The sequence below is a fragment of the Rhodococcus sp. BL-253-APC-6A1W genome (genome assembly GCF_012843405.1).
Classification (GTDB): domain Bacteria; phylum Actinomycetota; class Actinomycetes; order Mycobacteriales; family Mycobacteriaceae; genus Rhodococcus.
This window is the reverse complement of record NZ_JABAFB010000006.1, coordinates 293,940-316,601: the sequence shown is the minus strand read 5'-3', so window position 1 is coordinate 316,601 and position 22,662 is coordinate 293,940. Positions and strand designations below refer to the sequence as shown.

Annotated in this window: 22 protein-coding genes and 1 pseudogene; 15 read left to right on the top strand and 8 right to left on the bottom strand. The window is 68.1% G+C overall.

The features are described from left to right. Positions 1-3: 3 nt before the first annotated feature. A complete protein-coding gene (locus HF877_RS11790) occupies positions 4-210 on the bottom strand; it encodes a hypothetical protein (RefSeq protein WP_169621348.1) in 207 nt (68 codons plus the stop codon). A 173-nt stretch (positions 211-383) separates the two neighbouring features. Between HF877_RS11790 and HF877_RS11785 the strand changes: the two genes are divergently transcribed. Next, on the top strand, positions 384-1,487 hold the full coding sequence (locus HF877_RS11785) for an alpha/beta hydrolase (RefSeq protein WP_169621347.1): 1,104 nt from the start codon (positions 384-386) through the stop codon (positions 1,485-1,487). A 6-nt stretch (positions 1,488-1,493) separates the two neighbouring features. Here HF877_RS11785 and HF877_RS11780 read toward each other — a convergent pair whose 3' ends face one another. The 4 genes from HF877_RS11780 to HF877_RS11765 are packed head-to-tail and all read right to left on the bottom strand — an operon-like array spanning position 1,494 to position 5,062. Then, the gene (locus HF877_RS11780; protein WP_169621346.1) at positions 1,494-3,002 is read right to left on the bottom strand and encodes an MDR family MFS transporter; all 1,509 of its coding nucleotides are present in this window, start codon (positions 3,000-3,002) and stop codon (positions 1,494-1,496) included. Between the two features lie 45 nt (positions 3,003-3,047). Beyond that, positions 3,048-3,473, bottom strand: a complete 426-nt coding sequence (locus tag HF877_RS11775; RefSeq protein ID WP_169621345.1) for an HIT family protein — start codon at positions 3,471-3,473, stop codon at positions 3,048-3,050. Between the two features lie 18 nt (positions 3,474-3,491). Beyond that, positions 3,492-3,974, bottom strand: a complete 483-nt coding sequence (locus HF877_RS11770) for a helix-turn-helix domain-containing protein (protein ID WP_169621344.1) — start codon at positions 3,972-3,974, stop codon at positions 3,492-3,494. Continuing rightward, entirely contained in the window at positions 3,971-5,062 is a 1,092-nt protein-coding gene (locus HF877_RS11765; RefSeq protein WP_169621343.1) for a serine hydrolase, read from the bottom strand. The genes HF877_RS11770 and HF877_RS11765 overlap by 4 nt, the downstream gene beginning before the upstream one ends. Positions 5,063-5,196: 134 nt before the next feature. Here HF877_RS11765 and HF877_RS11760 point away from each other — a divergent pair, with 134 nt between their 5' ends. The 4 genes from HF877_RS11760 to HF877_RS11745 all read left to right on the top strand — a co-directional run bounded on the left by HF877_RS11760 (position 5,197) and on the right by HF877_RS11745 (position 10,243). Continuing rightward, a complete protein-coding gene (locus HF877_RS11760) occupies positions 5,197-5,862 on the top strand; it encodes a nucleoside/nucleotide kinase family protein (RefSeq protein WP_169621342.1) in 666 nt (221 codons plus the stop codon). 10 nt (positions 5,863-5,872) lie between these two features. Beyond that, positions 5,873-7,126: a phosphoribosylamine--glycine ligase gene (purD, locus tag HF877_RS11755; protein WP_169621341.1), complete on the top strand. Its 1,254-nt coding sequence runs from the start codon at positions 5,873-5,875 to the stop codon at positions 7,124-7,126. An 86-nt stretch (positions 7,127-7,212) separates the two neighbouring features. After that, positions 7,213-9,033 carry a CocE/NonD family hydrolase gene (locus HF877_RS11750; RefSeq protein ID WP_169621340.1) on the top strand — a complete coding sequence of 607 codons (1,821 nt, stop codon included), beginning with the start codon at positions 7,213-7,215 and terminating at the stop codon, positions 9,031-9,033. 31 nt (positions 9,034-9,064) lie between these two features. Continuing rightward, on the top strand, positions 9,065-10,243 hold the full coding sequence (locus HF877_RS11745; RefSeq protein ID WP_169621339.1) for a pyridoxal phosphate-dependent aminotransferase: 1,179 nt from the start codon (positions 9,065-9,067) through the stop codon (positions 10,241-10,243). Between the two features lie 20 nt (positions 10,244-10,263). Here the strand turns inward: HF877_RS11745 and HF877_RS11740 are convergent, their stop codons facing one another. Continuing rightward, positions 10,264-11,892 carry a GMC oxidoreductase gene (locus tag HF877_RS11740; RefSeq protein ID WP_169621338.1) on the bottom strand — a complete coding sequence of 543 codons (1,629 nt, stop codon included), beginning with the start codon at positions 11,890-11,892 and terminating at the stop codon, positions 10,264-10,266. A gap of 145 nt (positions 11,893-12,037) precedes the next feature. Here HF877_RS11740 and HF877_RS11735 point away from each other — a divergent pair, with 145 nt between their 5' ends. The 7 genes from HF877_RS11735 to HF877_RS11705 all read left to right on the top strand — a co-directional run bounded on the left by HF877_RS11735 (position 12,038) and on the right by HF877_RS11705 (position 18,698). Continuing rightward, positions 12,038-12,646 carry a TetR family transcriptional regulator gene (locus tag HF877_RS11735; RefSeq protein WP_169621337.1) on the top strand — a complete coding sequence of 203 codons (609 nt, stop codon included), beginning with the start codon at positions 12,038-12,040 and terminating at the stop codon, positions 12,644-12,646. A 30-nt stretch (positions 12,647-12,676) separates the two neighbouring features. Then, positions 12,677-14,098, top strand: a complete 1,422-nt coding sequence (gene purB / locus HF877_RS11730; protein WP_169621336.1) for an adenylosuccinate lyase — start codon at positions 12,677-12,679, stop codon at positions 14,096-14,098. Positions 14,099-14,187: 89 nt separating this feature from the next. Continuing rightward, complete coding sequence (locus HF877_RS11725; protein WP_169621335.1) at positions 14,188-14,784, top strand: TetR family transcriptional regulator; 597 nt, start codon at positions 14,188-14,190, stop codon at positions 14,782-14,784. Then, a complete protein-coding gene (locus HF877_RS11720) occupies positions 14,781-15,209 on the top strand; it encodes an HIT family protein (protein WP_169621334.1) in 429 nt (142 codons plus the stop codon). Before HF877_RS11725 ends, HF877_RS11720 begins: the two co-directional genes overlap by 4 nt. 4 nt (positions 15,210-15,213) lie before the next feature. Next, a complete protein-coding gene (locus HF877_RS11715) occupies positions 15,214-16,818 on the top strand; it encodes a lactate permease LctP family transporter (RefSeq protein ID WP_169621333.1) in 1,605 nt (534 codons plus the stop codon). A gap of 54 nt (positions 16,819-16,872) precedes the next feature. Further along, entirely contained in the window at positions 16,873-17,898 is a 1,026-nt protein-coding gene (locus tag HF877_RS11710; protein ID WP_169621332.1) for a Dyp-type peroxidase, read from the top strand. After that, positions 17,895-18,698, top strand: coding sequence for a family 1 encapsulin nanocompartment shell protein (locus HF877_RS11705; protein WP_169621331.1), 804 nt, complete (start codon positions 17,895-17,897; stop codon positions 18,696-18,698). The genes HF877_RS11710 and HF877_RS11705 overlap by 4 nt, the downstream gene beginning before the upstream one ends. Before the next feature lie 31 nt (positions 18,699-18,729). Here HF877_RS11705 and HF877_RS11700 read toward each other — a convergent pair whose 3' ends face one another. Continuing rightward, entirely contained in the window at positions 18,730-19,215 is a 486-nt protein-coding gene (locus HF877_RS11700; RefSeq protein WP_169621330.1) for a MarR family transcriptional regulator, read from the bottom strand. Positions 19,216-19,262: 47 nt separating this feature from the next. Then, a complete protein-coding gene (locus HF877_RS11695) occupies positions 19,263-19,925 on the bottom strand; it encodes an alpha-ketoglutarate-dependent dioxygenase AlkB (RefSeq protein WP_169621329.1) in 663 nt (220 codons plus the stop codon). A 145-nt stretch (positions 19,926-20,070) separates the two neighbouring features. Between HF877_RS11695 and HF877_RS11690 the strand changes: the two genes are divergently transcribed. The 3 genes and pseudogenes from HF877_RS11690 to HF877_RS11680 all read left to right on the top strand — a co-directional run. Beyond that, positions 20,071-20,889 carry an SDR family NAD(P)-dependent oxidoreductase gene (locus tag HF877_RS11690; protein WP_169621328.1) on the top strand — a complete coding sequence of 273 codons (819 nt, stop codon included), beginning with the start codon at positions 20,071-20,073 and terminating at the stop codon, positions 20,887-20,889. Between the two features lie 59 nt (positions 20,890-20,948). After that, positions 20,949-21,920: a phosphotriesterase gene (locus HF877_RS11685; RefSeq protein ID WP_169621327.1), complete on the top strand. Its 972-nt coding sequence runs from the start codon at positions 20,949-20,951 to the stop codon at positions 21,918-21,920. 142 nt (positions 21,921-22,062) lie between these two features. Beyond that, positions 22,063-22,611 (top strand): annotated as a pseudogene (locus HF877_RS11680) (N-acetyltransferase family protein); the annotation flags it as partial. Positions 22,612-22,662: the final 51 nt, after the last annotated feature.

Below are 22,662 nucleotides of genomic sequence, written 5' to 3'. Positions count from 1 at the left end.
GCGTCAGGACGCGACGAGCATCTCCGACTCCTCGACCACCGCGGTGCATGCGCATCCGCCGACGAGGTCGGTGCATTCGGCGACCAGCGCATGCCGGACGATCGAGAGGTCCACGCAGGTGTCGTCGGTGCACTCGACTTCCACCGCCGAGTGCAGGATCAACGACCCGTGGCAATGGTCGATTCGGCTGTCGCACTCCCTACACGTCATAGTCCTTTGATAGCACTCGCCACGGACAGGTCGTTCGAGGCGGGTCCCCTGGCGTGTTGCGCGTCGCAGCCGGCAACTTCCCAGCAAGCGCCGCCCGGCCGGGCGCTGTGACCGGGCCGAGTGCCCATACGATCTTGGAACCCGGACCGTTCAGCAAGCAGCGGAGGCATCTCATGGGAATCACGGACTCGGTGACGCGCGCGGTCCACAACGCGTGGTCGTTGTTCGTCGCAGACGGAGTCGCGGCACCTCACCGGACGCCCTCGGTTGTCGTCGGGCAGGGACCGCACCGGACGTTGCGCCGGTTCGGCGCCGAGGACGACGGCGGTGATCCGGTCCTCCTCGTGACGCCGCTCGCTGCGTCGCCCGCGTGCTTCGACCTGATGCCGGACCAGAGTCTGGTGCAGTATCTCGCCGGCCTCGGCCCCAGCGTCTTCGTCGTGGAATACGGCGAGATGAGCGCCGAGGACCGCGACCTGGGACTCGACTACTGGATCGACGACATCGTGCCCGACGCGATCCACCGGGTATCCGAACTGTGCGGCGGCCGCGACGTGGACGTCGTCGCCTGGAGTATCGCCGGAGCCATGGCACTGCTCACCTCCGCCGCGCATCCCGATCTGCCGGTGCGGTCCATCACCGCCTTCGGAAGTCCGCTCGACTTCTCGAAGATTCCCGTGATGGCGCCGCTGCGGCTGGCCGGGAAGATCTGCGCGGAGCCCGCGATCGACGTTCTCGACGCGGTGTTCGGCGGCGTTCCGGCTCCGCTGGTCCAGGCCGCGTACCGCATCACCGCGCTCGACCGGGAACTGACGCGGCCGTGGTTCATCGCCTCCAACATCACCGATGCGGACAAGCTGGGGCGAATGGAATTCGTGGATCGGTTCCAGGAGCAGATCTACGGCTATGCGGGCCGCGCGTTCCGTCAGCTCGCCCGGATCACGGTCGCCAACGACCTGTCGTCCGGGGCGCTCCACCTCGGCGAGCGGATCGTCGACCTGGCCGACGTCACGGTTCCGGTGCTCGCCTTCGCCGGGACAGAGGACATCCTCGCGCCGACCGCGGCCGTCGAACCGGTTACCCGGTTGCTGCCGAACGCACGGGTGCGGTTCGTGCAGGTACCGGGCACGCACCTGGGGATGCTCACCGGTGCCCGTGCGCGCACCACGTCGTGGGCAGAACTCGCCGCGTTCCTCGAGAACCCGCACGGCGACGTTCCGTCACCCGGCGACACCGCGCCGGCCGATGCGGCAGACGCAGCACCGGCCGACGCATAGCCGGTATCAGCCCACCGGTTCGGTCTCAGGCTCCCGCCGCGCGAGGTCCGCGGACTGCGGCTGCTCGGGCACGGGTTCGACCGTCGTGGCGGGCCGTCGGACGAAGAACGCCCCCACCACTGCGATCAGTGAGATCGCCGCACCCCAGACGAGTGCGCCGTGGACACCGTCGCCCAGTGCGGCCACGGGATCGGCGCCGCTCTCGGCACCCGCGACCGTCGTGCGCGTCATCACGGTGATGAACAGTGCGGTCCCGGCAGCGCCGGCGACCTGCTGCATGGTGCTCACAATGGCGCTGCCGTGCGAGTACATCCGCTGGGGGAGCGCACCCAGCGCGGAGGTCAGGAGCGGCGAGAACATCATCGCGAGCCCGATGTTGAGCACGACGTGCCAGGCGATGACGGTGCCGACCGTCGTCTCGGTGCCGAACGACGTCATTCCCCACAGTGCGATGCTCGCGACGACGGCGCCGGGCGCGACGAGCGGGCGCGGCCCGAAGCGGTCGAACAGGCGCCCGACCACGTAACCGAGCACGCCCATGGCCAGACCGCCGGGCAGCAACATCAGGCCGGTCGCCAGGGTGGACTGCCCGAGAACGTTCTGCAGGTAGATGGGCAGCAGGATCAGGGTTCCGAAGAGCGACATCATGCTGATCGACACGAGCACGACCGCGAGGGCGAACGACGGCGTACGGAAGGCGCGCAGGTCCAGCAGCGCATTGTCCCCGAGCCTGATCTGGCGGACCACGAAGATCACCAGCGCCGTGATGCCGACCGCCAACGGAAGCCACGGAGGAAGGAGGGGGTCGCCTTCGGCGGCTTCACCGATGCTGCTCAGGCCGAAAACGAGACCGCTGAACGCGAATGCCGACAGCGCTACCGAAAACGCGTCGAGCGGGATCGCGCGCGGCTCGGTCACGTTCCGGATCCACTTGACGCCGAGTGCCGTGGCAATCGCCGCGATGGGAAGGACCAGCCAGAACATCCAGCGCCACGTCAACTGGTCGAGTACGACACCGCCGATCGTCGGGCCCGTCGCGGGGGCGACGGCGATCACGATCGAAATGACGCCCATCATGCGGCCACGCCGCTCGGCGGGCACCACGTTGAGCACCGTCGTGAACAACAGCGGCAACATCAGGGCCGTACCCACGGCCTGAACCACGCGGCCCAGAACCAGAATCCAGAACACCGGCGCCACGGACGCGATGAAGGTGCCGAGCAGGAAGCTGGACATCGCCACGGCGTACACGGTCCGCAGAGCCAGGCGCGTCATGAGGTATCCGGAGACCGGGATGACCACCGCCATCGTGAGCATGAACGCGGTGGTGAGCCACTGCGCGGTTGCCGCTCCCACGTCGAACTCGATCATGAGCTTGGGAAGAGCGACGCTCATGATCGTCTCGTTCAGGATGACCACGAAGGCCGCGCCGACGAGTACGGCGATCAGACGGCCGGCTCCCGGGGGAAGGGAGCCGGCCGGACGTTCTGGAGAGTGTGGCGGGTGTGAAGACATGTGAGTCTCAACCCACGGGAGGGGAAACTTGTTCCGGGCGTCCCGTCAGGCGGGAACGTTGTCGCCGTGGCCCATCTCCCGGAGCGCCGCACGGATCTTCTCCTGTGCCCGATCGAGGGACTCCGCGGAAGGATCCTTCTCAGCCTTCGCGAAGTCGAAGTCGTCGAGCGAGTGGGCGGGGAACACGTGAAGGTGCAGGTGCGGCACCTCGAGGCCCGCGATCACCAGACCGGTTCGCGGCGTGTCGTACGCGGCGGACACCGCCCGGCCGACGATCCGTGCGACACCGTTGATCTTCGCCCACAGCTCATCGTCGACACTCTGCCAATGGTCGACTTCCTGCCGGGGCACGACGAGCACATGCCCTTCGGTGAGCGGGTTGATGGTCAGGAAGGACACGACGTCGTCGTCCTGCCAGACGAACCTGCCCGGAAGTTCCCCGGAGATGATCATGCTGAACACGGAAGCCATAGGGCGAGGATAGGCGGATCAGAGACGCTCGGCGACATCTGCGGCGGCCAGGGCGAGCACCAGCAGCGGCACCACTTTTTCCGGTGCGATGCGATAGCGGCTGCGTGTTTCCTGTTCGACGATCCGCGCCGCCGACAAGGCCCGCAGGTGATGGTAGAGCCGCCCCGCGGAGGACAACTCGGTCGCGTCCTGGAGTTCGGCGGCGGTGGCGGGACCCCGGAGCAAGGTCCGGACGATGGCGAGGCGTGCAGAACTGCCGAGTGCGTCGAGGACTGTTGCCACTGTCGCCGGATCCAGCGACAGAACCGCACCGGCGTCGTATTCGATGGACCACTGGATGTTCCCGTTCAGCGCGACTGTGCCGCTGTATGCGACCCGGCCGGAGGCGTCCGGTGCGGGCGTGTCGCTCGCTGTTCGGGTACCGGCCGGGGTCGCTCCGGCCTCCAGGTCGTGCACCCGCCGTTCGAGGTCGGTGAGCCGGGCCTCGTATGCGTCGTTCACATCGCGCAGCGTATCCGCTCCGCGGTTGCGGGGTCGTTCGCTGCGGCAGCCAAGAGTTGCTGGTGGGGTAGCGACTCGAGGGCGCTCGTGTACTCGCTCTCCGACATCCCCGCGCTCAGGAGCACTGCCGTCGCGATACTCCCGTCCTCCCGGCGGAAGGTCATGGCTTCGGTGAGCACGCCCGGTAAGCTCCCGCCCTTGAATCCCACGCCTGCGAATCCCTCGGGTGCGGGCTGCCATTCGAGGTGCTCGCGAGCGATGTCGGCGCCCGGTCCGAACGATCCGTCGGCGATGGCTCGGTGAAGTCGGGCGAGGTCCGCAGCCGACCCGGCATTCCCGAAACGCTGGATGCGGTCGACGTCGGCGAACACGTCGTCGCCCAGTTGTGCGGCGCTCATGATCTCGTCTCGAAAGCGAGGATCGTCGGCGTAACGGCGGGCGGCAGGCCACACCGCGGCTTCGTCCAGCGAGGAATCGAAGAGTGCCAATGTGGTGCCGAGCATCGTCGGTGGCCGGAAGTCCGACCAGCCACCTCGCGCTGCTGCTGCGGTGAGGGCGTCGTCGCCCAGCCTGTCGCGGAGGTAGTCGGGCACCGCGTTGTCGCTTTCGCGAACCATGGCTGTGACCATCTCGTCCAGCGTGACCACCGCAGCCGGACCGGTGGCGTCGAGCCGTTCCAGAGCAGCGGGGTGTGCGTTGCCGTCGGTATTCGGTAGGTACCAGCGCTCCCACTCGGTGACCGGAACCCGCTCGAGGGGGTCGAGCCGGCCTTCGGCGACGGCCTGCGCGTACGCAGCCAGATGCACCACCTTGACCGCGGAGGCGAGTGGGTGCGGTTCGTCGCTGCGGTGGTCGAGGACGGTGCCCTTGCCGTCGTCCAGTGCGATCGCAACCGTGTCGGTGTTTTCGGCGACGTAGCCGATCCATCCTTCCGCCGTTGTGACGTCGGCCTCGGGCACGGCCTCGCAGTCGGCGGCGCGGGGGACAGGGGCTGCGCCCGCGGAATCGGGCTCCGCGGCAGCACCGGCACAGCCGGTCAGGGTCAGTGCCACGGCTATGGCAACGCACGGGATCGACCTACTCGCCATGGGAACTCCTCTTTGTCCTGTCGCTACTCGGTGAGTGGACGCTACTACAAGATTCCGGAATTCCGGAAGTCCGAATATTTGGATCGAGCGACCACGAACCGGCCCGATGCCGCGACCGTCGTATCGTCAGCACCATGGAGGCCCCCGAATCCGTGCGCTCGGCACCGCTGCGGGAGCTCGTGGACGAACTCGTCACCTATGTGCTCGCGGGACTACCGGCGGACCGGCGCACCGTGGTGGGCCTGTGCGGCCCCCCGGGCGCGGGAAAGAGTCGCGCGGCCTGGTTGCTCATGAAGGCCCTGCGACGTGCGGGGATCGCCGCCGGGCAGGTACCGATGGACGGATTCCACCTGTCGAACCGGCAACTCGAAGCCCGGGGCGCACGCTCGAGAAAAGGAGCACCCGACACCTTCGACGTCGCGGGCTTCCGGAACATCCTCGAGCGGATCAGAGCCCGGGGCGACGACACGATCTACGCACCGGATTTCTCCCGGCCGCTCGACGAGCCGATCGCCGCGGTTCATGCCGTGGCCCCGGACGCCCGTGTGGTGATCACGGAGGGGAACTACCTGCTGTTCGAGGAGGACGGCTGGGCCGAGATCCGGCCGCTGCTCGACCTCGTGATCTACCTCGACGTCCCCGATCGCACGCTCACCCGCCGTCTCGTGCACCGGCACCGCACCCACGGCCGGGCCGACGACCAAGCCCGCGATTGGGTGCACACCGTCGACCTTCCCAACGCTGCGGCCGTCGCCCGGACCCGCTGCCGCGCCGATCTGGTGTGGAAACCGGTCCCGTAGTCTGTCGTGCGTGCGCGTACTCGTTATCGGCTCCGGTGCCCGTGAACATGCTCTCGTCCTGGCCCTGAGCCGTGACCCCGCGGTGACCGCGGTGATGGTCGCCCCCGGCAACGCCGGGATCGCCACGATCGCCGAGCAGTTCCCGGTGGACGCGGCCTCCGCCGACGAGGTGGTGGCACTGGCAACCGCGCAGAAGGCCGATCTCGTCGTCATCGGCCCCGAGGTCCCGCTCGTGCTCGGTGTTGCCGACGCCGTCCGCGCGGCGGGCATTCCCTGCTTCGGTCCGTCCGCCGACGCCGCGCGCATCGAAGGGTCCAAGGCGTTCGCCAAGGATGTGATGGCCGCTGCCGGAGTGCGCACCGCCCGCAGCGAGGTCGTCGACACACCGGCACAGATCGACGAGGCCCTCGACCGGTTCGGGCCCACCTGGGTCGTCAAGGACGACGGTCTCGCGGCCGGCAAGGGGGTCGTGGTGACCGCCGACCGCGACGCTGCCCGCGACCACGCCGCGGAGATCATCGAGAACGGCCATCCGGTCCTGCTCGAGTCGTTCCTCGACGGCCCCGAGGTCTCGCTCTTCTGCCTGGTGGACGGCGAGACCGTCGTACCGCTGCTCCCCGCACAGGACCACAAGCGGGTGGGCGACGGCGACACCGGCCCCAACACCGGCGGGATGGGTGCCTACACCCCGCTTCCGTGGCTGCCGGAAGGCAGCGTCGAGCGCATCGTCGACGAGGTCGTGAAACCCGTTGCGGCCGAAATGGTCCGACGGGGCTGCGGGTTCTCCGGGCTGCTGTACGCGGGTCTGGCAATGGGTGCGGACGGGCCGGCCGTCGTCGAATTCAACTGCCGGTTCGGAGACCCCGAGACACAGGCCGTGCTCGCGCTGCTCGAGTCGCCGCTCGGCGGTGTGCTGCACGCGGTCGCGACCGGCACGCTGGAGAGTCTGCCTCCGTTGCAGTGGCGCGACGGAGCCGCGGTGACGGTCGTGCTCGCGGCCGAGTACTACCCGTCGACCCCGCGTACGGGCGACGTGATCACCGGTGCGGAAGGCCCCAACGTGCTCCACGCCGGAACGAAGCGCGGGCCGCACGGCGAGTTGCTCTCGTCCGGTGGCCGCGTGCTCAGCGTGGTCGGTGTGGGCGACGACCTGGCTGCCGCCCGTGCCGACGCCTACGCCACGCTCGACGGAATCAAGCTCCCGGGCGGGCATTTCCGCCGCGACATCGGTCTCGCCGCGGTGGAGGGCCGCATCGCGCTGTAACCGGCGGGCCGAGCCGGGTAAATCTTGCGCCTGCCAGGTGCATGTTGCACACTCTGTGCATCTTCTGACGTGCCAGGGGTGAAAGCATGGTTTCGTGGAAACGAACACTCACGCAGGATCCGACACCGTTGTGGCACCACAATGTCGTGAAGTACCCGCTTCCCGACGACATCGTCGTCGAGCGTGATCTTCCGATCCCGACAGCGGACGGCACACTCCTCCGCGCCGACGTATACCGGCCGCGAGATGCGGCCGACGAGCAGTGGCCCGCGCTCGTCGCCGTCACCCCCTACGGCAAGAACGCCGGCATCGACGACTACCCGATCGATTTCGCAGCGCTCGCGGCATCCGGCACATTCGTCGGCGACCTCGAACTGAGTGAGGCGACGTCGTTCGAAGCCCCCGACCCCGCGTATTGGGTGCCGCGCGGATACACCGTCGTGGTCGCGGACATGCGCGGCTGTTTCGCCAGCGACGGTCGTCCCCGGTTGCTGCTCGGCCGTGCCGCCGCAGACGCCGCGGCCGTGATCGAGTGGACTGCGGAACAGTCCTGGTGTACCGGCAAAGTGGGTCTCGCCGGCGCGTCGTACCTCGCCACGCTGCAGTGGTACACCGCTGCACTCGCGCCGCCGCACCTCGCGGCGATCGCACCGTGGGAGGGCATCACCGATCCCTGCCGCGACACGCTCACCCATGGCGGAATCCCCGAGACCCGCTACAGCGAGTTCTGGTACCGCGCGATGCATACCGGATCCAAACCGGCGTCGGCGTCCTTGCGCCGCCTCACCCCGTGGCTTCTGCGGCGGTTTCCCGACAGGTTCCGGCACGTCGCCGCACCGCCCAAACTCGAAGACGTCACCGTGCCCGCGCTCGTGGGGGCGTCGTGGTCCGATCAAGGTCCCCGCAATCGCGGGTCGGTCGAGGGATACACCCGTATCGGATCGGCCGACAAGTGGCTCTACACCCACGGACGCAAGATGTGGCAGACCTACTACAGCCCCGAGGCGCTCGACGTTCAGCGCCGGTTCTTCGACCGCTTCCTCAAAGAGGAGGACAACGGGTTCGACACAGTGCCGCGCGTGCGTCTCGAAACCAGGCACGACCTGCGCACCTACTCGGAGAGATTCGAGCAGGACTGGCCCATCCCCGACACGCGATACGTGCCGCTGTATCTCGACCACGGCACGAGTTCGCTCGAGCCCACGGTGCCCGACGAACCGCAGTCCCGGCGCACGTTCCCCGTCGCGGGTGACGAACTGACCTTCACCACCACCTTCACCGAAGACACCGAGATCACCGGGCACACCGCCCTGCGGTTGTGGGTCCAGGCGAAGGACGCCAACGACATGGATCTGTTCGTCGGCCTGAAGAAACTCGACTCGTCCGGAGAGGACGTGTGGTTCGAAGGGCACGGCGGCTACGAGAAAGGCTTCGTCGCGCACGGCTGGATCCGTGTATCGCATCGCGCGCTCGATCCCGAGGCGTCGACCGCGTACCGGCCGGTCCTGGATTACACCAAGTACTGGCCGCTGCTGCCCGGCCAACTCGTGCCTGTCGACATCGAGATCATGCCGCACAGCACCTTCTTCGAGGCGGGTTCGACGCTCGTGCTCGTCGTCACCGGCCACGACCTCGACGACAATCCCGCGGTCGGGCACGACCGCACCGTCAACAAGGGTTTCCACATCGTCCACGCCGGTGGCGACTTCGATTCGCATCTGCTTCTTCCCGTGGTTCCGGCCCGCCCGCCCGCCGCGCTCGAGGGCGCCGCCGGTGGCGGGAACGAAGGGGACGCAGAGCAGTGCGGCGAGACACCGGGGCTCCCGAACCGGGCCGCGCGGTTCGTCGCCCCGGACGAAATGCCGATCGCGTGGTCGGTCGTCGGGCGGCAACGGGTCGGCCTCTAGGGCGCTGGTCGGGCGTACTAACGTCGAGGATGTGCGCACCGAATCGCAACGCTCCGGTATCGAGACCTTCCACGTCATGGACGTGTGGAAGGCGGCAGCCGAACGGCAGCGCTCCCACGGCGACGTCCTGAGCCTGGCGGCGGGCCAGCCCTCGACTCCCGCGCCCGCGCCCGTGCTCCGCGCGGCCGGACTGGCCATCGATGCGGAACTGCTCGGTTACACCGAAACCTTCGGGATTCTTCCGCTCCGCGAAGCAATCGCCGCGTACCACCACGACCGCTACGGAATCGATGTCGACGCGGACGACGTGGTCGTCACCACGGGATCGTCGGGCGCGTTCACACTGCTGTTTCTCGCTGCTTTCGACCCGGGCGACACGGTGGTGGTCGCACGACCCGGATATCCCGCCTACCGCAACACTCTCGCAGCGCTCGGATGCACTGTCGTCGAACTCGACTGTGGCCCGGAGACGCGGTACCAGCCGACGGTGGCGATGCTCGAGGCACTCGACTCTCCGCCGGCCGGTCTGATCGTCGCGAGTCCCGCCAATCCGACGGGCACTATGATCGAACCCGCCGAACTCGCAGCGCTCGCCCGCTGGTGCGACGAGCACGACGCGCTGCTCGTCTCCGACGAGATCTATCACGGCATCGAATTCGGGACGCACGGCTCGCCCGCGACATCGACGGCCTGGGCGACCTCCCGGGACTCCGTGGTGGTCGGTTCGGTGTCCAAATACTTCTCGATGACGGGATGGCGCCTCGGCTGGATGCTGGCACCCGAATCGCTGCGTCCCGCGCTGCAACGGCTCGGATCGAACATGACCGTGTGCCCTCCGTCGATCGCGCAGTTCGCCGCGATCGAGGCGTTCGGCACCGAGGCACGGACCGAACTCGACGGCCACGTGGAGCGCTACGCGGTGAACCGCGAGTTGCTGCTCGACGGACTGCCCGATCTCGGTATCACCGAACTCGCCCCTGCGGACGGTGCGTTCTACGTCTACGCCGACATCCGGCACCTGCTGCTCTCCGGGGAGACGTCCACGGCCTGGTGCGCGCGCCTGCTGCACGACACCGGTCTCGCGCTCGCACCCGGCGTCGATTTCGACACCGTGCGCGGCGACGGCACCGTGCGGTTGTCCTTCGCGGGTGCCACCGCGGATGTCACCGCCGCACTCGACCGGCTCGCGGGATGGCTTCCGCTGCCGTGACCTGCGGTCCGGCCGGTGTCCTAGCCGCCGTCCGCGACGATGCGGGCCAGGTTGCGTTCGGCGAGGGCAGCGATCGTCAACGACGGGTTCACCGTGCCCGTGCTACCGGGTATCAGGGCACCGTCCACGACGTACAGGCCGGGATGACCGTGCACGCGCCCGTAACCGTCGGTGGCGTCGCCCAGGACCGCCCCGCCGAGCGGATGAGCCGTGAACGACGCGTTGACGTCCTCCGCCATCGGCGGGGCGCCCGGGACGGTGCCACCGGCCGCGGCCATCGCGTTGTGCACCGTGCGCAGCGCGTCGACACTCGCGAGTTCACCGCCGGCAGGCCAATCGACGATCGTGCGGCCGGTGGCGGCGTCGTAGACCATCTCCGCGCGAGTGGGGTCGAGCGTCATCCCGAGCGAGGCCAGCATCCCCACGTCCTTGGCGGTGCCCGCGACGAACCAGTTCTCGAGGCTCAGCGGCAGACCCGACTCGTCGACGATCCGCGATGCGGACGGTGCGCCCTGGTCACCACCGAACCCGTCCGTCAGGGCCAGGGAACGCACCAGCACCGCGTCCCCGTTGGTGCCCCAGCCCCGGCCGACGTGCTCGTTCAGGCGCGGCAGCGACCCGGTGTGGCGTGCCTCGACCAGCAACTCGGTCGTGCCGATCGACCCGGCGCCGAGCACCAGGCGGTCGCACGTGAGGGTCGTGGTGTTCAGGACCGCGCCGGTCGGGTCGACGGCCTGCACCTCGACCCGGTACCGGCCGTCGGGCTCCTGGCCGACCGCGAGCACCCGGTGCCCGTGACACACGAGGGCGCGTCCCGTCGCCTCTGCTGCCGGAATGTAGTTCTGTGTCAGGTCGAACTTGGCCCCGTTGGAGTTGCCGAGGTTGCTCTCGCCGGCGACGGCCGAGCGGCGTACCGAGCCGGCCAATTCGGCGCGGATCACGTCCCAGTCCCAGATTCCGTCGATCCGGTGCGGCGAGTATCCCGCGGCCCGCGCGTCGTCGTCCCAGCGGCGGGAGTGCGTGAACTCCGGAGCGTGATAGATGTCGTCGGGCATGGCGTCGAGGCGCAGCATCGACCGGACCTTGGGATACCAGGTCGAGGCCATGTCGTCGTAGCTCAGTGAGTTGCCGAAGACGTGCTCGAAGAAGCGCTGTTCGGGTGCGATCATCACGCCGGAGAACACGATCGACCCGCCGCCGACGGCAGCGCCACGCCACACCGACATGTGCGGATAGTCGACGACATCGAGGACTCCGGCGAAATCGTCGCAGTGCACCGGGATTCCGGTCGGGCCGGTGAAATGTGTGCGGTGGTAGTAACCGCGACCGTCGGCGAGCAGATCGGACGTGAACACCTCGCGCCACGGATCGCGCGGCCAGCGCATCCCGCGCTCGAGGACGGTGACGCGGCTGCCGGCTTCCGCGAGCCTGAGCGCGGCGACACTCGCACCGAACCCCGAACCGACGACGATCACCTCGGAATGCTGCGGAGGCACCGGCGACGGCGCGAACAGTTCGGGAAGGGTGTTCCGATAGGTGTCGAGCCCGACGGGCAACGCCGACGCGACCCGGACCGGGCCGCCCGGCACTCCGAGGGCGGCAACGGCGGCACCCAGTGCGGAGGCCTGAAGCAAGCGGCGACGTCTCATCCCGGTACGGCTCCGATCGTTCGTGAAAAAGGCGAAGCGGGCCGCGCAGTCCGGGCCCCCATCTGACGACTGCGGCGCAATCGTACCGGGTGGTATCAACTGGCGTTTTCCCCTGGTGAGCGCGGCAGGCTGTCACGATGTGACTGTGACTATCGCAGCCACACCGAAAGGGGAACGGCGCCGTCAGGCGCTGGTCGAGGCTGCTGCCGATCTGATTCTCGAGGAGGGAATCGGCGCGGTACGCCACCGCGCCGTCGCTACGCGGGCGGGCTTGCCACTCGCTTCGACCACGTACTACTTCGACTCCCTCGAACACCTCGTCCTGTGCGCCATGCAGCACAACGGCGCGCGGGACGTCGAAATGATGCGCGCGCGTGTCCGCGACGTTCCGGCGTGCCCCCGCAGCCTCGAGAAAACCGCCGACCTCGTTCTCGACCTGCTCGTCGGGAAAGCGGTGTCCGACGACGACCGCGACCGGCTCGTCGCCCGCGTCGAAGGCTGCGTGGCCACGGTGCGCCATCCGGAACTGCGTGAAGCGCAGGTGGGCATCCGGGAGCAGGTCGACGAGGTGCTGACCGACCTGCTCGAACGGTGCGGTCGCGCGGTCCGGGTACCGCAGTTGCACACCCTCGTGGTGGTGGTCGACGGGGCGGTGTTGTGCGGGCTCGGCGACCTCGATCCCGACCCGCGCGCCCTGGCGAGGACGATTCTCCTCGATGTCATGCACACGGTCGCGCCGCCTGCCGAACCATGAGTCCGGGCACGGAACGTAAACTGGCCACTCGTGAGCCACATCCCGAACGTCCTTGCCACTCGCTACGCCAGCCCCGAACTGCGGGAGTTGTGGTCACCGGAGCACAAGATCGTGCTCGAACGGCAGCTGTGGATCGCAGTGCTGCGTGCGCAGGCGGAACTCGGGATCGATGTGCCGGCCGAGGCGATCGCCGATTACGAACGGGTCGTCGACCAGGTCGACCTCGCGTCCATCGCCGACCGCGAGCGCGTCACGCGCCACGACGTGAAGGCCCGTATCGAGGAGTTCAACGCCCTCGCCGGCCACGAGCATGTCCACAAGGGCATGACGAGCCGCGACCTCACCGAGAACGTCGAGCAGCTGCAGATCCTGCGGTCACTGGAGCACGTCCATGCGCACGGTGTCGCGGTGGCCGCGCGACTCGCCGAACGGGCCGCGGAGTACTCGTCGTACGTGATGGCGGGCCGGTCGCACAACGTGGCCGCGCAGGCCACGACGCTCGGTAAGCGCTTCGCTTCGGCGGCCGACGAACTGCTGCTCGCGCTGCAGCGGGTCCGCGAGTTGATCGAGCGGTACCCCCTCCGCGGAATCAAGGGACCGATGGGCACCGCGCAGGACATGCTGGACCTGCTCGGTGGGGATGCTGCCAAGCTCGCGCAGCTCGAGGAGAAGATCGCGCAGCACCTCGGGTTCTCCCACGTGTTCACCAGCGTCGGGCAGGTCTACCCGCGCTCGCTCGACCACGACGTCCTCTCGGCCCTCGTGCAGGTCGGTGCCGCGCCGTCGTCTCTCGCGCACACCATCCGGCTGATGGCCGGGCACGAACTGGTGACCGAAGGTTTCCAGCCCGGCCAGGTCGGGTCGTCCGCGATGCCCCACAAGATGAACACCCGGTCGTGCGAGCGGGTCAACGGGCTGCAGGTCGTGCTGCGCGGGTACGCGTCGATGGCCGCCGAACTCGCCGGTGCGCAGTGGAACGAAGGCGACGTGTTCTGCTCCGTGGTGCGGCGCGTCGCGCTGCCCGACGCGTTCTTCGCGATCGACGGCCAGGTCGAGACCTTCCTGACCGTGCTCTCCGAATTCGGCGCCTATCCCGCCGTGATCGACAAGGAACTCGTCCGCTATCTGCCGTTCCTGGCGACCACCAAGGTGCTCATGGCCGCGGTGCGCGCCGGTGTCGGACGGGAGACCGCGCACGAGGCGATCAAAGAACACGCGGTGTCGGTGGCACTCGCGATGCGTGAGCAGGGCCGCGAACCGGACCTGCTCGACCGGCTCGCCGCGGACGACCGGCTTCCGCTCGACCGTGCCGCGCTCGACGAGGCGCTCGCCGACCGGTCGGCGTTCGTCGGCGCTGCCGACGCGCAGGTGAGCGCGGTCATCGCGGCCGTGCAGGAGCTGGTGGACCGTTACCCGGACGCAGCGCGTTACTCGCCGGCGCCGATTTTGTAGTAAGTAGGGGGCGGCTACGGGGGAGTCCCGAGGGGATAGCTGCACACACAGGGGAGGAAGCAGTGCTCGAGAAAATGAGCCCGGGAAGGGTGAGAAACGCGACGCGCACGCGCACAGCGTTGCTGGACGCAGCGCTCGAAGTGTTCTTGCGCGACGGGTATTCCGCAGCGGCGACGGAGGACATCGTGGCCGTCGCGGGGGTGACGCGCGGCGCGCTCTATCACCACTTCGTGAACAAGCGCGATCTGTTCCGGGGTGTCGTCGAGCGGGTGCAGAGGGAGGCGGAGCAGACGCTGCATCCCGGCGAGGTCGACGATCCGTGGGACGGTTTCACCACGGCGGTGCTGGCGTCCCTCGACGTGGTCAACGACCAGCCCACTCGCCGACTGTTGCTCATCGAGGCGCCGGCGGTGCTGGGGTGGACCGAAGTGCGGGAGGCACATCGGCATTCCACCCTGCGCGTCGTCGAGGAGATGCTTGCAACGCTCGCTCCCGACACGCATCGGTCGTCGTCCACGCGCACCTCGGTGCTCGCCCATCTGCTCGTCGCTGCCGTCGAGGAAGCCATGCTCTACCTCGCGCACAGCGACGATCCGGTCGGTGATCGTCCCGCGGTGCAGGCGGAACTGCTCCGCCTGCTCGGCACCGCACGCGAGCCGGTTGCCGCGGAGGCGCCGGGCCGGTGAGCGAGTGCATCTTCTGCGCCATCGTGGCCGGTGACGCGCCGGCGAGCATCGTGCTCGACGAACCGGACGTCCTCGCCTTCATGGACATCCGGCCGTTCACACCGGGGCACCTGCTCGTGGTGCCGAAGCGGCACGCGTCGGGTCTGGCGCAGCTCGACCCGGCCGACGGCGCGAAGGTGTTCGCCGCCGGTCAGCGCATCGCCACCGCGATGCGGTCGGGTGACCTGCCGATCGACGGCGTGAACCTCTTCCTGGCCGACGGTGTCGCCGCCGGTCAGGAAGTGTTTCACGTCCACCTGCACCTGGTGCCGCGCACGAGTGGCGACGGATTCGGTATCCGTGCGCGTGCGCAGACGCCGAACCGTACGGTGCTCGACGGCACCGCAGACGCACTTCGGGCCGCCGTGGAGTCGTTCGGGGCATGATGCGGTGACAGGTTCGTATATCCAGCCGATCTCGCCGATCGGCGGCTCGCTCGCGTGGTCGGCACTCGTCGCGGCGCTTCCGCTGTTGACGATGCTGGTGCTCCTCGCGGTGTTCCGTTTCAAGTCGCACGCGGCGGCGGCGGTGGCCGTGCTGGTCGCGCTCGTCGTCGCCGTCGCCGGGTACGGCATGCCCGTCGGGTCGGCGCTCAGCGCGGGGCTCGAGGGTGCGGTCTTCGGTCTGTTCCCGATCATGTGGACCGTCCTCAACGCCGTGTGGGTGTACCGGCTGACGGTCGAGTCCGGTCACTTCGACGTGCTGACCCGCGCGTTCGCGCGGATTTCCCCGGACCACCGCATCCTGACCATCGTCATCGCATTCCTGTTCGGTGCGCTGCTCGAGGCGGTCGCCGGGTTCGGCACTCCCATCGTCGTCGCGACGGTGGTGCTCATCGGGGCCGGATTGCCGCCGGTCCGCGCGGCAGCGGCGTCGCTCCTCGCGAACTCGGTGGTGACGCCGCTCGGGGTGATGGGTACGCCGATCCTGACGATGTCGCGGGTGTCGGAGATTCCGGTCGACGAGATCGGCCCGGTGGTGGCCCGTCAGGTGTGCCTGCTCGCGGTGTTCGTGCCGCTGGTGCTCGTCGCGGTGGTGGGCGGTCGCCGCGGTGTGCGCGAGACGTGGCCCGTCGCGCTCGTGGTCGGTGTCGCGTTCGGTGCCGCGCAGTTCCTGTGCGCGAGCTACCTGACCGTGGGCTTGAGCAACATCGCGGGAGCGGCGGCCGGTCTGGTCGCACTCCTGATCGTGCTGAAGGTGCGGACACCGCGCCCGGACGCGGCACGTACCGGTGGGAACGACGGGATCCAGGACACTCGGCGGCGGATGATCGAGGCGTTCGCGCCGTACGCGCTGATCGTGGTCGTGTTCCTCGTCAGCCGTCTCGGCCCGGTGGAGTCGTTCCTGTCCAACGCCACCTTCTCGTTCACCTGGCCGGGTCTCGACGTGACGGGCGCCGACGGCAGGGTTCCGACGGCGGAGACGTTCACGCTCAACCTGCTCACGGCTCCGGGATCGCTCGTGTTCGTCGCGGCGCTGCTGTCGACGGTCGTGCTCCGAGTGGCAGCAGGAGACGCGCTGCGGTGCCTCGTCGCTGCGGTCGTGCAGCTGCGCTGGTCGTTTGCGACCGTGACGGCTGTGCTGGCCCTCGCGTACGTGATGAACCTGTCGGGCCAGACCACCACCATCGGCCAGTTCCTCGCGGGAGCCGGCGCCGCGTTCGCGCTGCTGTCTCCGCTGCTCGGCTGGCTCGGTGTGCTGGTCACCGGATCCAACACCGCGTCCAACGCGATGTTCGGCAGTCTCCAGGTCTCCGCCGCACAGCAGGCGGGGCTCGACCCGACCGTGCTGGTGGCGGGCAACATGGCCGGCGGGACCGCCGGTACCCCCATCGCGCTGCAGAACCTGGCGCTGGTGTCCTCGGTGCAGGGGCTGTCCGGACGAGACGGGTTGCTGATGCGGCGCCTCTGGCCGATCAGCGTGGCCATGGTCGTCGTGCTGGCTGTGCTCGTCTGGTTGCAGACCACAGCAGTCTTGTCGTGGATGGTGCCGTAGTACGTTCGGGGACGTAGTGGCACTGGGGCCGCTCGCGTGAACTACGGTGAGAGGGTGGCGCGTTCCCAACCGATCTTGACTCCGCTCACCGAAGCGGCGATCTTTCTCGTCCTCACGATCGACGAAGGTCGAGAAGGCGAAGTGCGCAGTCTCCTCGAAGATCTGTCCGGCCTGCGACGGTCCGTCGGTTTCCGGATTCCGGACGGTGGGCTGTCGGTGGTGACGGGCATCGGGTCGGAGATGTGGGACCGACTGTTCGACGGGCCGCGTCCCGCAGAGCTGCATCCCTTCGTTCCGCTCGACGGCGGCCGGCACCGCGCGCCGTCCACCCCGGGCGACCTGTTGTTCCACCTGCGCGCGTCGTCGACGGATCTGTGTTTCGAACTCGCGGCGAAGATCAACGACCGGTTGCGCGGCGCGGCGACGGTCGTCGACGAAACGCACGGTTTCCGCTACTTCGAGCGTCGCGACCTTCTCGGATTCGTGGACGGCACCGAGAACCCGGAAGACGAGGAGGCGGCGGCTGCCGCACTCGTCGGCGACGGGGATCCCGAGTTCGCAGGCGGCAGTTACGTGATCGTGCAGAAGTACCTGCACGATCTGTCGACCTGGAACGCCATCAGCGTCGAAGAGCAGGAGCGCGTGATCGGCCGGACGAAACTGGACGACATCGAACTCGACGACGCCACCAAGCCCGCGAACTCACACGTCGCCCTCACCACCATCGAGGACGACGACGGTGAGGAACGCCAGATCCTGCGGGCGAATATGCCGTTCGGCAGCTTCGGTGCCGACGAGTTCGGTACGTACTTCATCGGATACGCCGCGACGCCGGATGTGACCGAAGAGATGCTGCGCAACATGTTTCTGGGCAATCCGCCCGGCAACTACGACCGCATCCTCGACTTCTCCACGGCCGTCACGGGTTCGCTCTTCTTCTGTCCCTCGTCGGAAATGCTCGAAGATCTTCCGCCCGCACCGGCGGACGCACCCGGAACTGCCGACACGAGTGCATCGACGCCGTCGGATGCGGACGGGTCACTCGGAATCGGTGCTCTCAGAAGGAGTTCAACGCTGTGAACAATCTCTATCGTGACCTTGCTCCGATCACCGACGCGGCGTGGGCCGAGATCGAGGAGGAGGCGACCCGCACGTTCAAGCGGCATGTCGCGGGCCGCCTCGTGGTCGATTTCTCGGGCCCGCACGGGACAGATTTCGCCGCGGTCGGTCTCGGCCGGCTGGGCGAGGTCGAGTCACCCGCGGCGGGTGTTCGCGCGCGTCAGCATCGGGTGGCGCCGCTGGTCGAACTGCGGGTGCCGTTCACTCTTTCGCGCGAAGAACTGGACAACGTCGAGCGAGGCGCCAAGGACGTCGATCTCGATGCCGTCAAGGAAGCTGCGCGCCAGATCGCGTTCGCCGAAGACCGGGCGATCTTCGAGGGTTACGCCGCCGCCGGTATCGAAGGCATCCGCGCGTCGTCGTCCAACACCGCGTTGCAACTGCCCGACGATCCGCGCGACATCCCCGAGACCATCAGCCAGGCGCTGTCCGAGCTGCGACTCGCAGGTGTCGGCGGGCCGTACCACGTGCTGCTCAGCGCCGACGAATTCACCAAGGTCAGCGAAACGTCCGACCACGGCTATCCGATCCGGGAGCAGATCAGGCGCCTTATCGACGGGGACATCATCTGGGCTCCCGCGATCGATGGAGCGTTCGTCCTCACCACCCGTGGCGGGGACTACGACCTGCAGGTCGGACAGGACCTCTCGATCGGTTACCTCTCGCACGACAGCGAGAACGTCCAGCTGTACTTCCAGGAGTCGTTCACGTTCCTCGTGTACACGAGCGAAGCGTCGGTGCCGCTGATCTCGCAGGGCTGAGTCTCCCTCGCCGAAGCCCGGGGGCCTGCATTCAGCGGGGCGGGTCCCCGGCCTTCAGAGCTGCGGCGTTGACCCGGACGAGAGCGGTGTGCAGCGCCTCGAGTTCGGCGACGTCGACGCCCAGGGAATCGAACACCTGGCCGGGCACGGACTCCGCGTCGTGGCGCAGGGCACGGCCTTCGTCGGTGAGGTCGACGACCAACTGCCGTTCGTCGATCGTGCTGCGTTCGCGCGTGAGCAGTCCGAGCGCTTCGAGCCGCTTGAGCAGCGGGGACAGCGTCGGGGAGTCGAGTTGCAGCACCCGCCCGATGTCCTTCACCGTCATCGGGGCGTGCTCCCAGAGGGCCAGCATCACCAGGTACTGCGGGTGGGTGAGGCCGAGCCGGTCCAGGATCGGCCGGTAGACGGCGAGAACAGCGCGGTTCGCGACGGCGAGCGCGAAGCACACCTGCCGGTCGAGTGCCAGAGGATCGTCGCCGGAGGAGGAGAACTGCGCTGCCGGGGTATCGACGCTCATGGCCCGACAATACCGAACACGGCGACGGTCGTATCCGGGTGATCGGCTCAGGCCAGTCCCGTCGAACGCAACGTGATGTTCAGCCGGCCGCCGGGGAGTCCCACCTGTGCGCTACCGGTGTCGGGGAAGACGGCGGGCACGCCGTGGAAAGCGAAACGCGACGGCCCGCCGAACACGAACAGGTCGCCGGATTCGAGACGGACATCGGTGTAGGGACGGCCGCGGGTCTCGCAGTTGCCGAACCGGAAGGTGCACGCGTCGCCGATGCTCAGCGACACGATCGGGGCCGCGACCCGTTCGTCCTTGTCCTGGTGCATGCCCATACGTGCGTCGTGATCGTAGAAATTGACGAGTGCGGCGTCCGGTGCGTAGGCGGTTCCCGCGTCGGCGTCGTCGTACGCGTCGGCAACCGCGCGCCGGCCGAGATCGGCGAGCAGGTCCGGAAACGGCGCGACCGGTGCGCCGTCGACGTCGATCGCCGTGCGGGTGTACCGGTACGGGGACCAATGCCAGCCGAGGCACACCGTACGTACGGACATCTGCCCGCCGCCGGGTAACACGGTGTGCCGCATCGGCGCCGGGCGCCGCGACCACTCGCGGCACAGTTCCACCAGGCCGCGCTGTTCGTCGATACTCAGCCACCCGGGTACGTGCACCGCACCGGGGGCGACCTCACGACGGGGGCGGGGCAGGGGGAACAATTCGTTCACGGGGGACGCTTCGATTCTCGGACGGGTGGTGGCAGGCGTACCCCTCCAGGATGCCAACTGCCGACACGGACGACGAGGTGCCCCGCCAAGCGTCACCTTCGCCCTATAGTCCGGGGCATCGCGCATCACGGCTGAGAGGGTTCCGGTGAAGGTTGACGGCAAGGTAGCCATCGTGACCGGCGGGGGAGGCGGAATCGGTGGTGCTCTCGCCGCTCGCCTCGTGCAGGAGGGTGCCCGCGTGGTCGTGGCCGACCTCGATGCGGACGCTGCGCGGCGCGTCGTGGACGAGATCGACGCCACCTCGGCGATCGCAGTGGGCACAGACGTCTCCGACACCGAAGCGATTCGTGGCCTCGTCGAGCGAGCGGAAGCAGAATTCGGACCGGTGGACCTGTACTTCGCGAACGCGGGCATCACCGGCCCGCCCGGGCTCGATATTGCCGAATCCGCGTGGGACCAGGTACTCGATGTCAACCTCCGGGCGCACATCCGGGCCGCGAACATCCTGGTGCCCGGATGGGTCGAACGCGGCTCAGGGTATTTCGTCAGCACCGCGTCGGCTGCCGGTCTTCTCACCCAGATCGGGTCCGCGGCGTACTCGGTGACCAAGCACGCCGCGGTCGGGTTCGCCGAGTGGTTGTCGGTCACCTACGGCGACCAGGGGGTCCGGGTCTCGTGCCTGTGCCCGATGGGTGTCAACACGCCACTGCTGTATGCCGGAAAGAACTCCGATACCGAACTCGGCGCGCTGGCCACCCGTGCGGTGACCGGTGCCGGTGCGGTTCTGGAACCGGACGACGTCGCGGAGGTAGTGCTCCGGGCACTCGAAGACGAGCACTTCCTCATCCTTCCGCATCCGGAAGTCCTCGAGATGTACCGGCACAAGGGTGCCGACTACGACCGATGGCTGAGCGGTATGCGCCGGTACCAGAACATCCTTCGTGGGCAGTCGGCGCAACAGTAGGAGCGCGGTCCCGCCGAAACCCGATCCGTATCCGCTCGTGGTGACATAGCGTCTGCGCCATGGCTTCTGTCGACACCGTCCGCGGCCCCGCCGACACCGGTGATCTCGGTCGTGTCCTCATGCACGAACACGTCTTCGTGCTCGGGGAGGAACTGCGCGAGAACTACCCCGGCTACCCGACGAGGTGGGACGAGGAACTGCGCGTCGACGACGCGATCTCGAAACTGCGCGCATTGTCCGACCGTGGGATCGACACGATCGTCGATCCCACCGTGATCGGACTCGGCCGGTACATACCGCGGATTCAGCGCATCGCCGAACACACCGACATCAACATACTGGTGGCGACGGGGCTGTACACGTACAACGAACTGCCGTTCCAATTCCACTATGTCGGAACGGGATTGCTGTTCGACGCCCCCGAACCTCTCACCGAACTGTTCGTCCACGACATTCGTGAGGGCATCGCCGACACCGGTGTGAAGGCGGCGATGCTCAAGTGCGCGATCGAGGCGCAAGGTCTCACGCCGGGGGTCGAGCGGGTGATGCGCGCGGTGGGCCGGGCCCACGTCGAAACGGGAGTCCCCATCACCGTGCACACCAATCCGCACACCGGATCCGGCCTCGTGGCGCAACAGGTGCTGGCCGAAGAAGGTGTCGATCTGACGAAGGTCGTGATCGGGCACAGCGGAGACTCCACCGACCTCGAGTACCTCCGCAAGATCGCCGACGCCGGGTCGCTCCTCGGAATGGACCGGTTCGGTCTCGATCTGCTGCTGCCCTTCGAGCAACGCGTCGATACCGTTGTCGCACTGGCGGAGAGCGGATACGCGGACCGCATGGTGCTCGCGCACGATGCGTCGTGCTTCATCGACTGGTTCCCGCACGAGGTCAAGGAACTTGCGGTACCGAACTGGAACTACAACCACATCAGTGACGATGTGCTGCCGGTGCTGCGCGAGCGCGGTGTCACCGACGAACAGATCACCACGATGCTCGTCGACAATCCGCGGCGGTTCTTCGAAACGTGAGGCTGCCGCCGAGCCGCGTCTGCAGTCATCCGTATCAGCATCGACGAGTGCGACCGTCGATGCTGATCAATACAGTGGAGTCATGACATCGCACGGTTTGCCGGTCACGGTTGCTCGCGGCGTCGGGGTGGACGCCGACACCGATAGGGCGGTGAAGGGAGCCCTCACCGGTCGCTCCCGCCACCCTGGGGACCGCCCTGCCGACGTGACGGTGCGCCCGCTCGAGGATCGAGACTGGGATGCGGTGCGGCGGATCTACGGTGAGGGGATCGCCACCGGCACCGCGACCTTCACCACCGAGGTTCCCGCCCGTGAGGTACTCGACGAGCTGTGGCTGCCCGGCCACCGGTGGGTCGCCGAGATCGACGGGTGTGTCGTCGGCTGGGCGGCGTTGAGCCCGGTATCGAGTCGCGAGTGCTATGCCGGGGTGGCGGAGAACTCGATCTACGTCGCCGACGGGATGCGTGGGCGCGGGGTCGGCAGAGTGCTGCTACGCACCCAGGTCGACGCCGCCGACGAGGCGGGTTTGTGGACGTTGCAGACCTCGATCTTCCCGGAGAACCGCACCAGTCTCGCTCTGCACCACGCGGCGGGATTCCGCACCGTGGGTATCCGCGAACGAATCGGCAAGCTCGCCGGCGTCTGGCACGACACCGTCCTGCTCGAACGCCGGTCCGAAACGGTGATCTGACAGACCCGGCCTACCTTGCGGGACCGGGCATCGTCGGCCGCGGATTCTCGC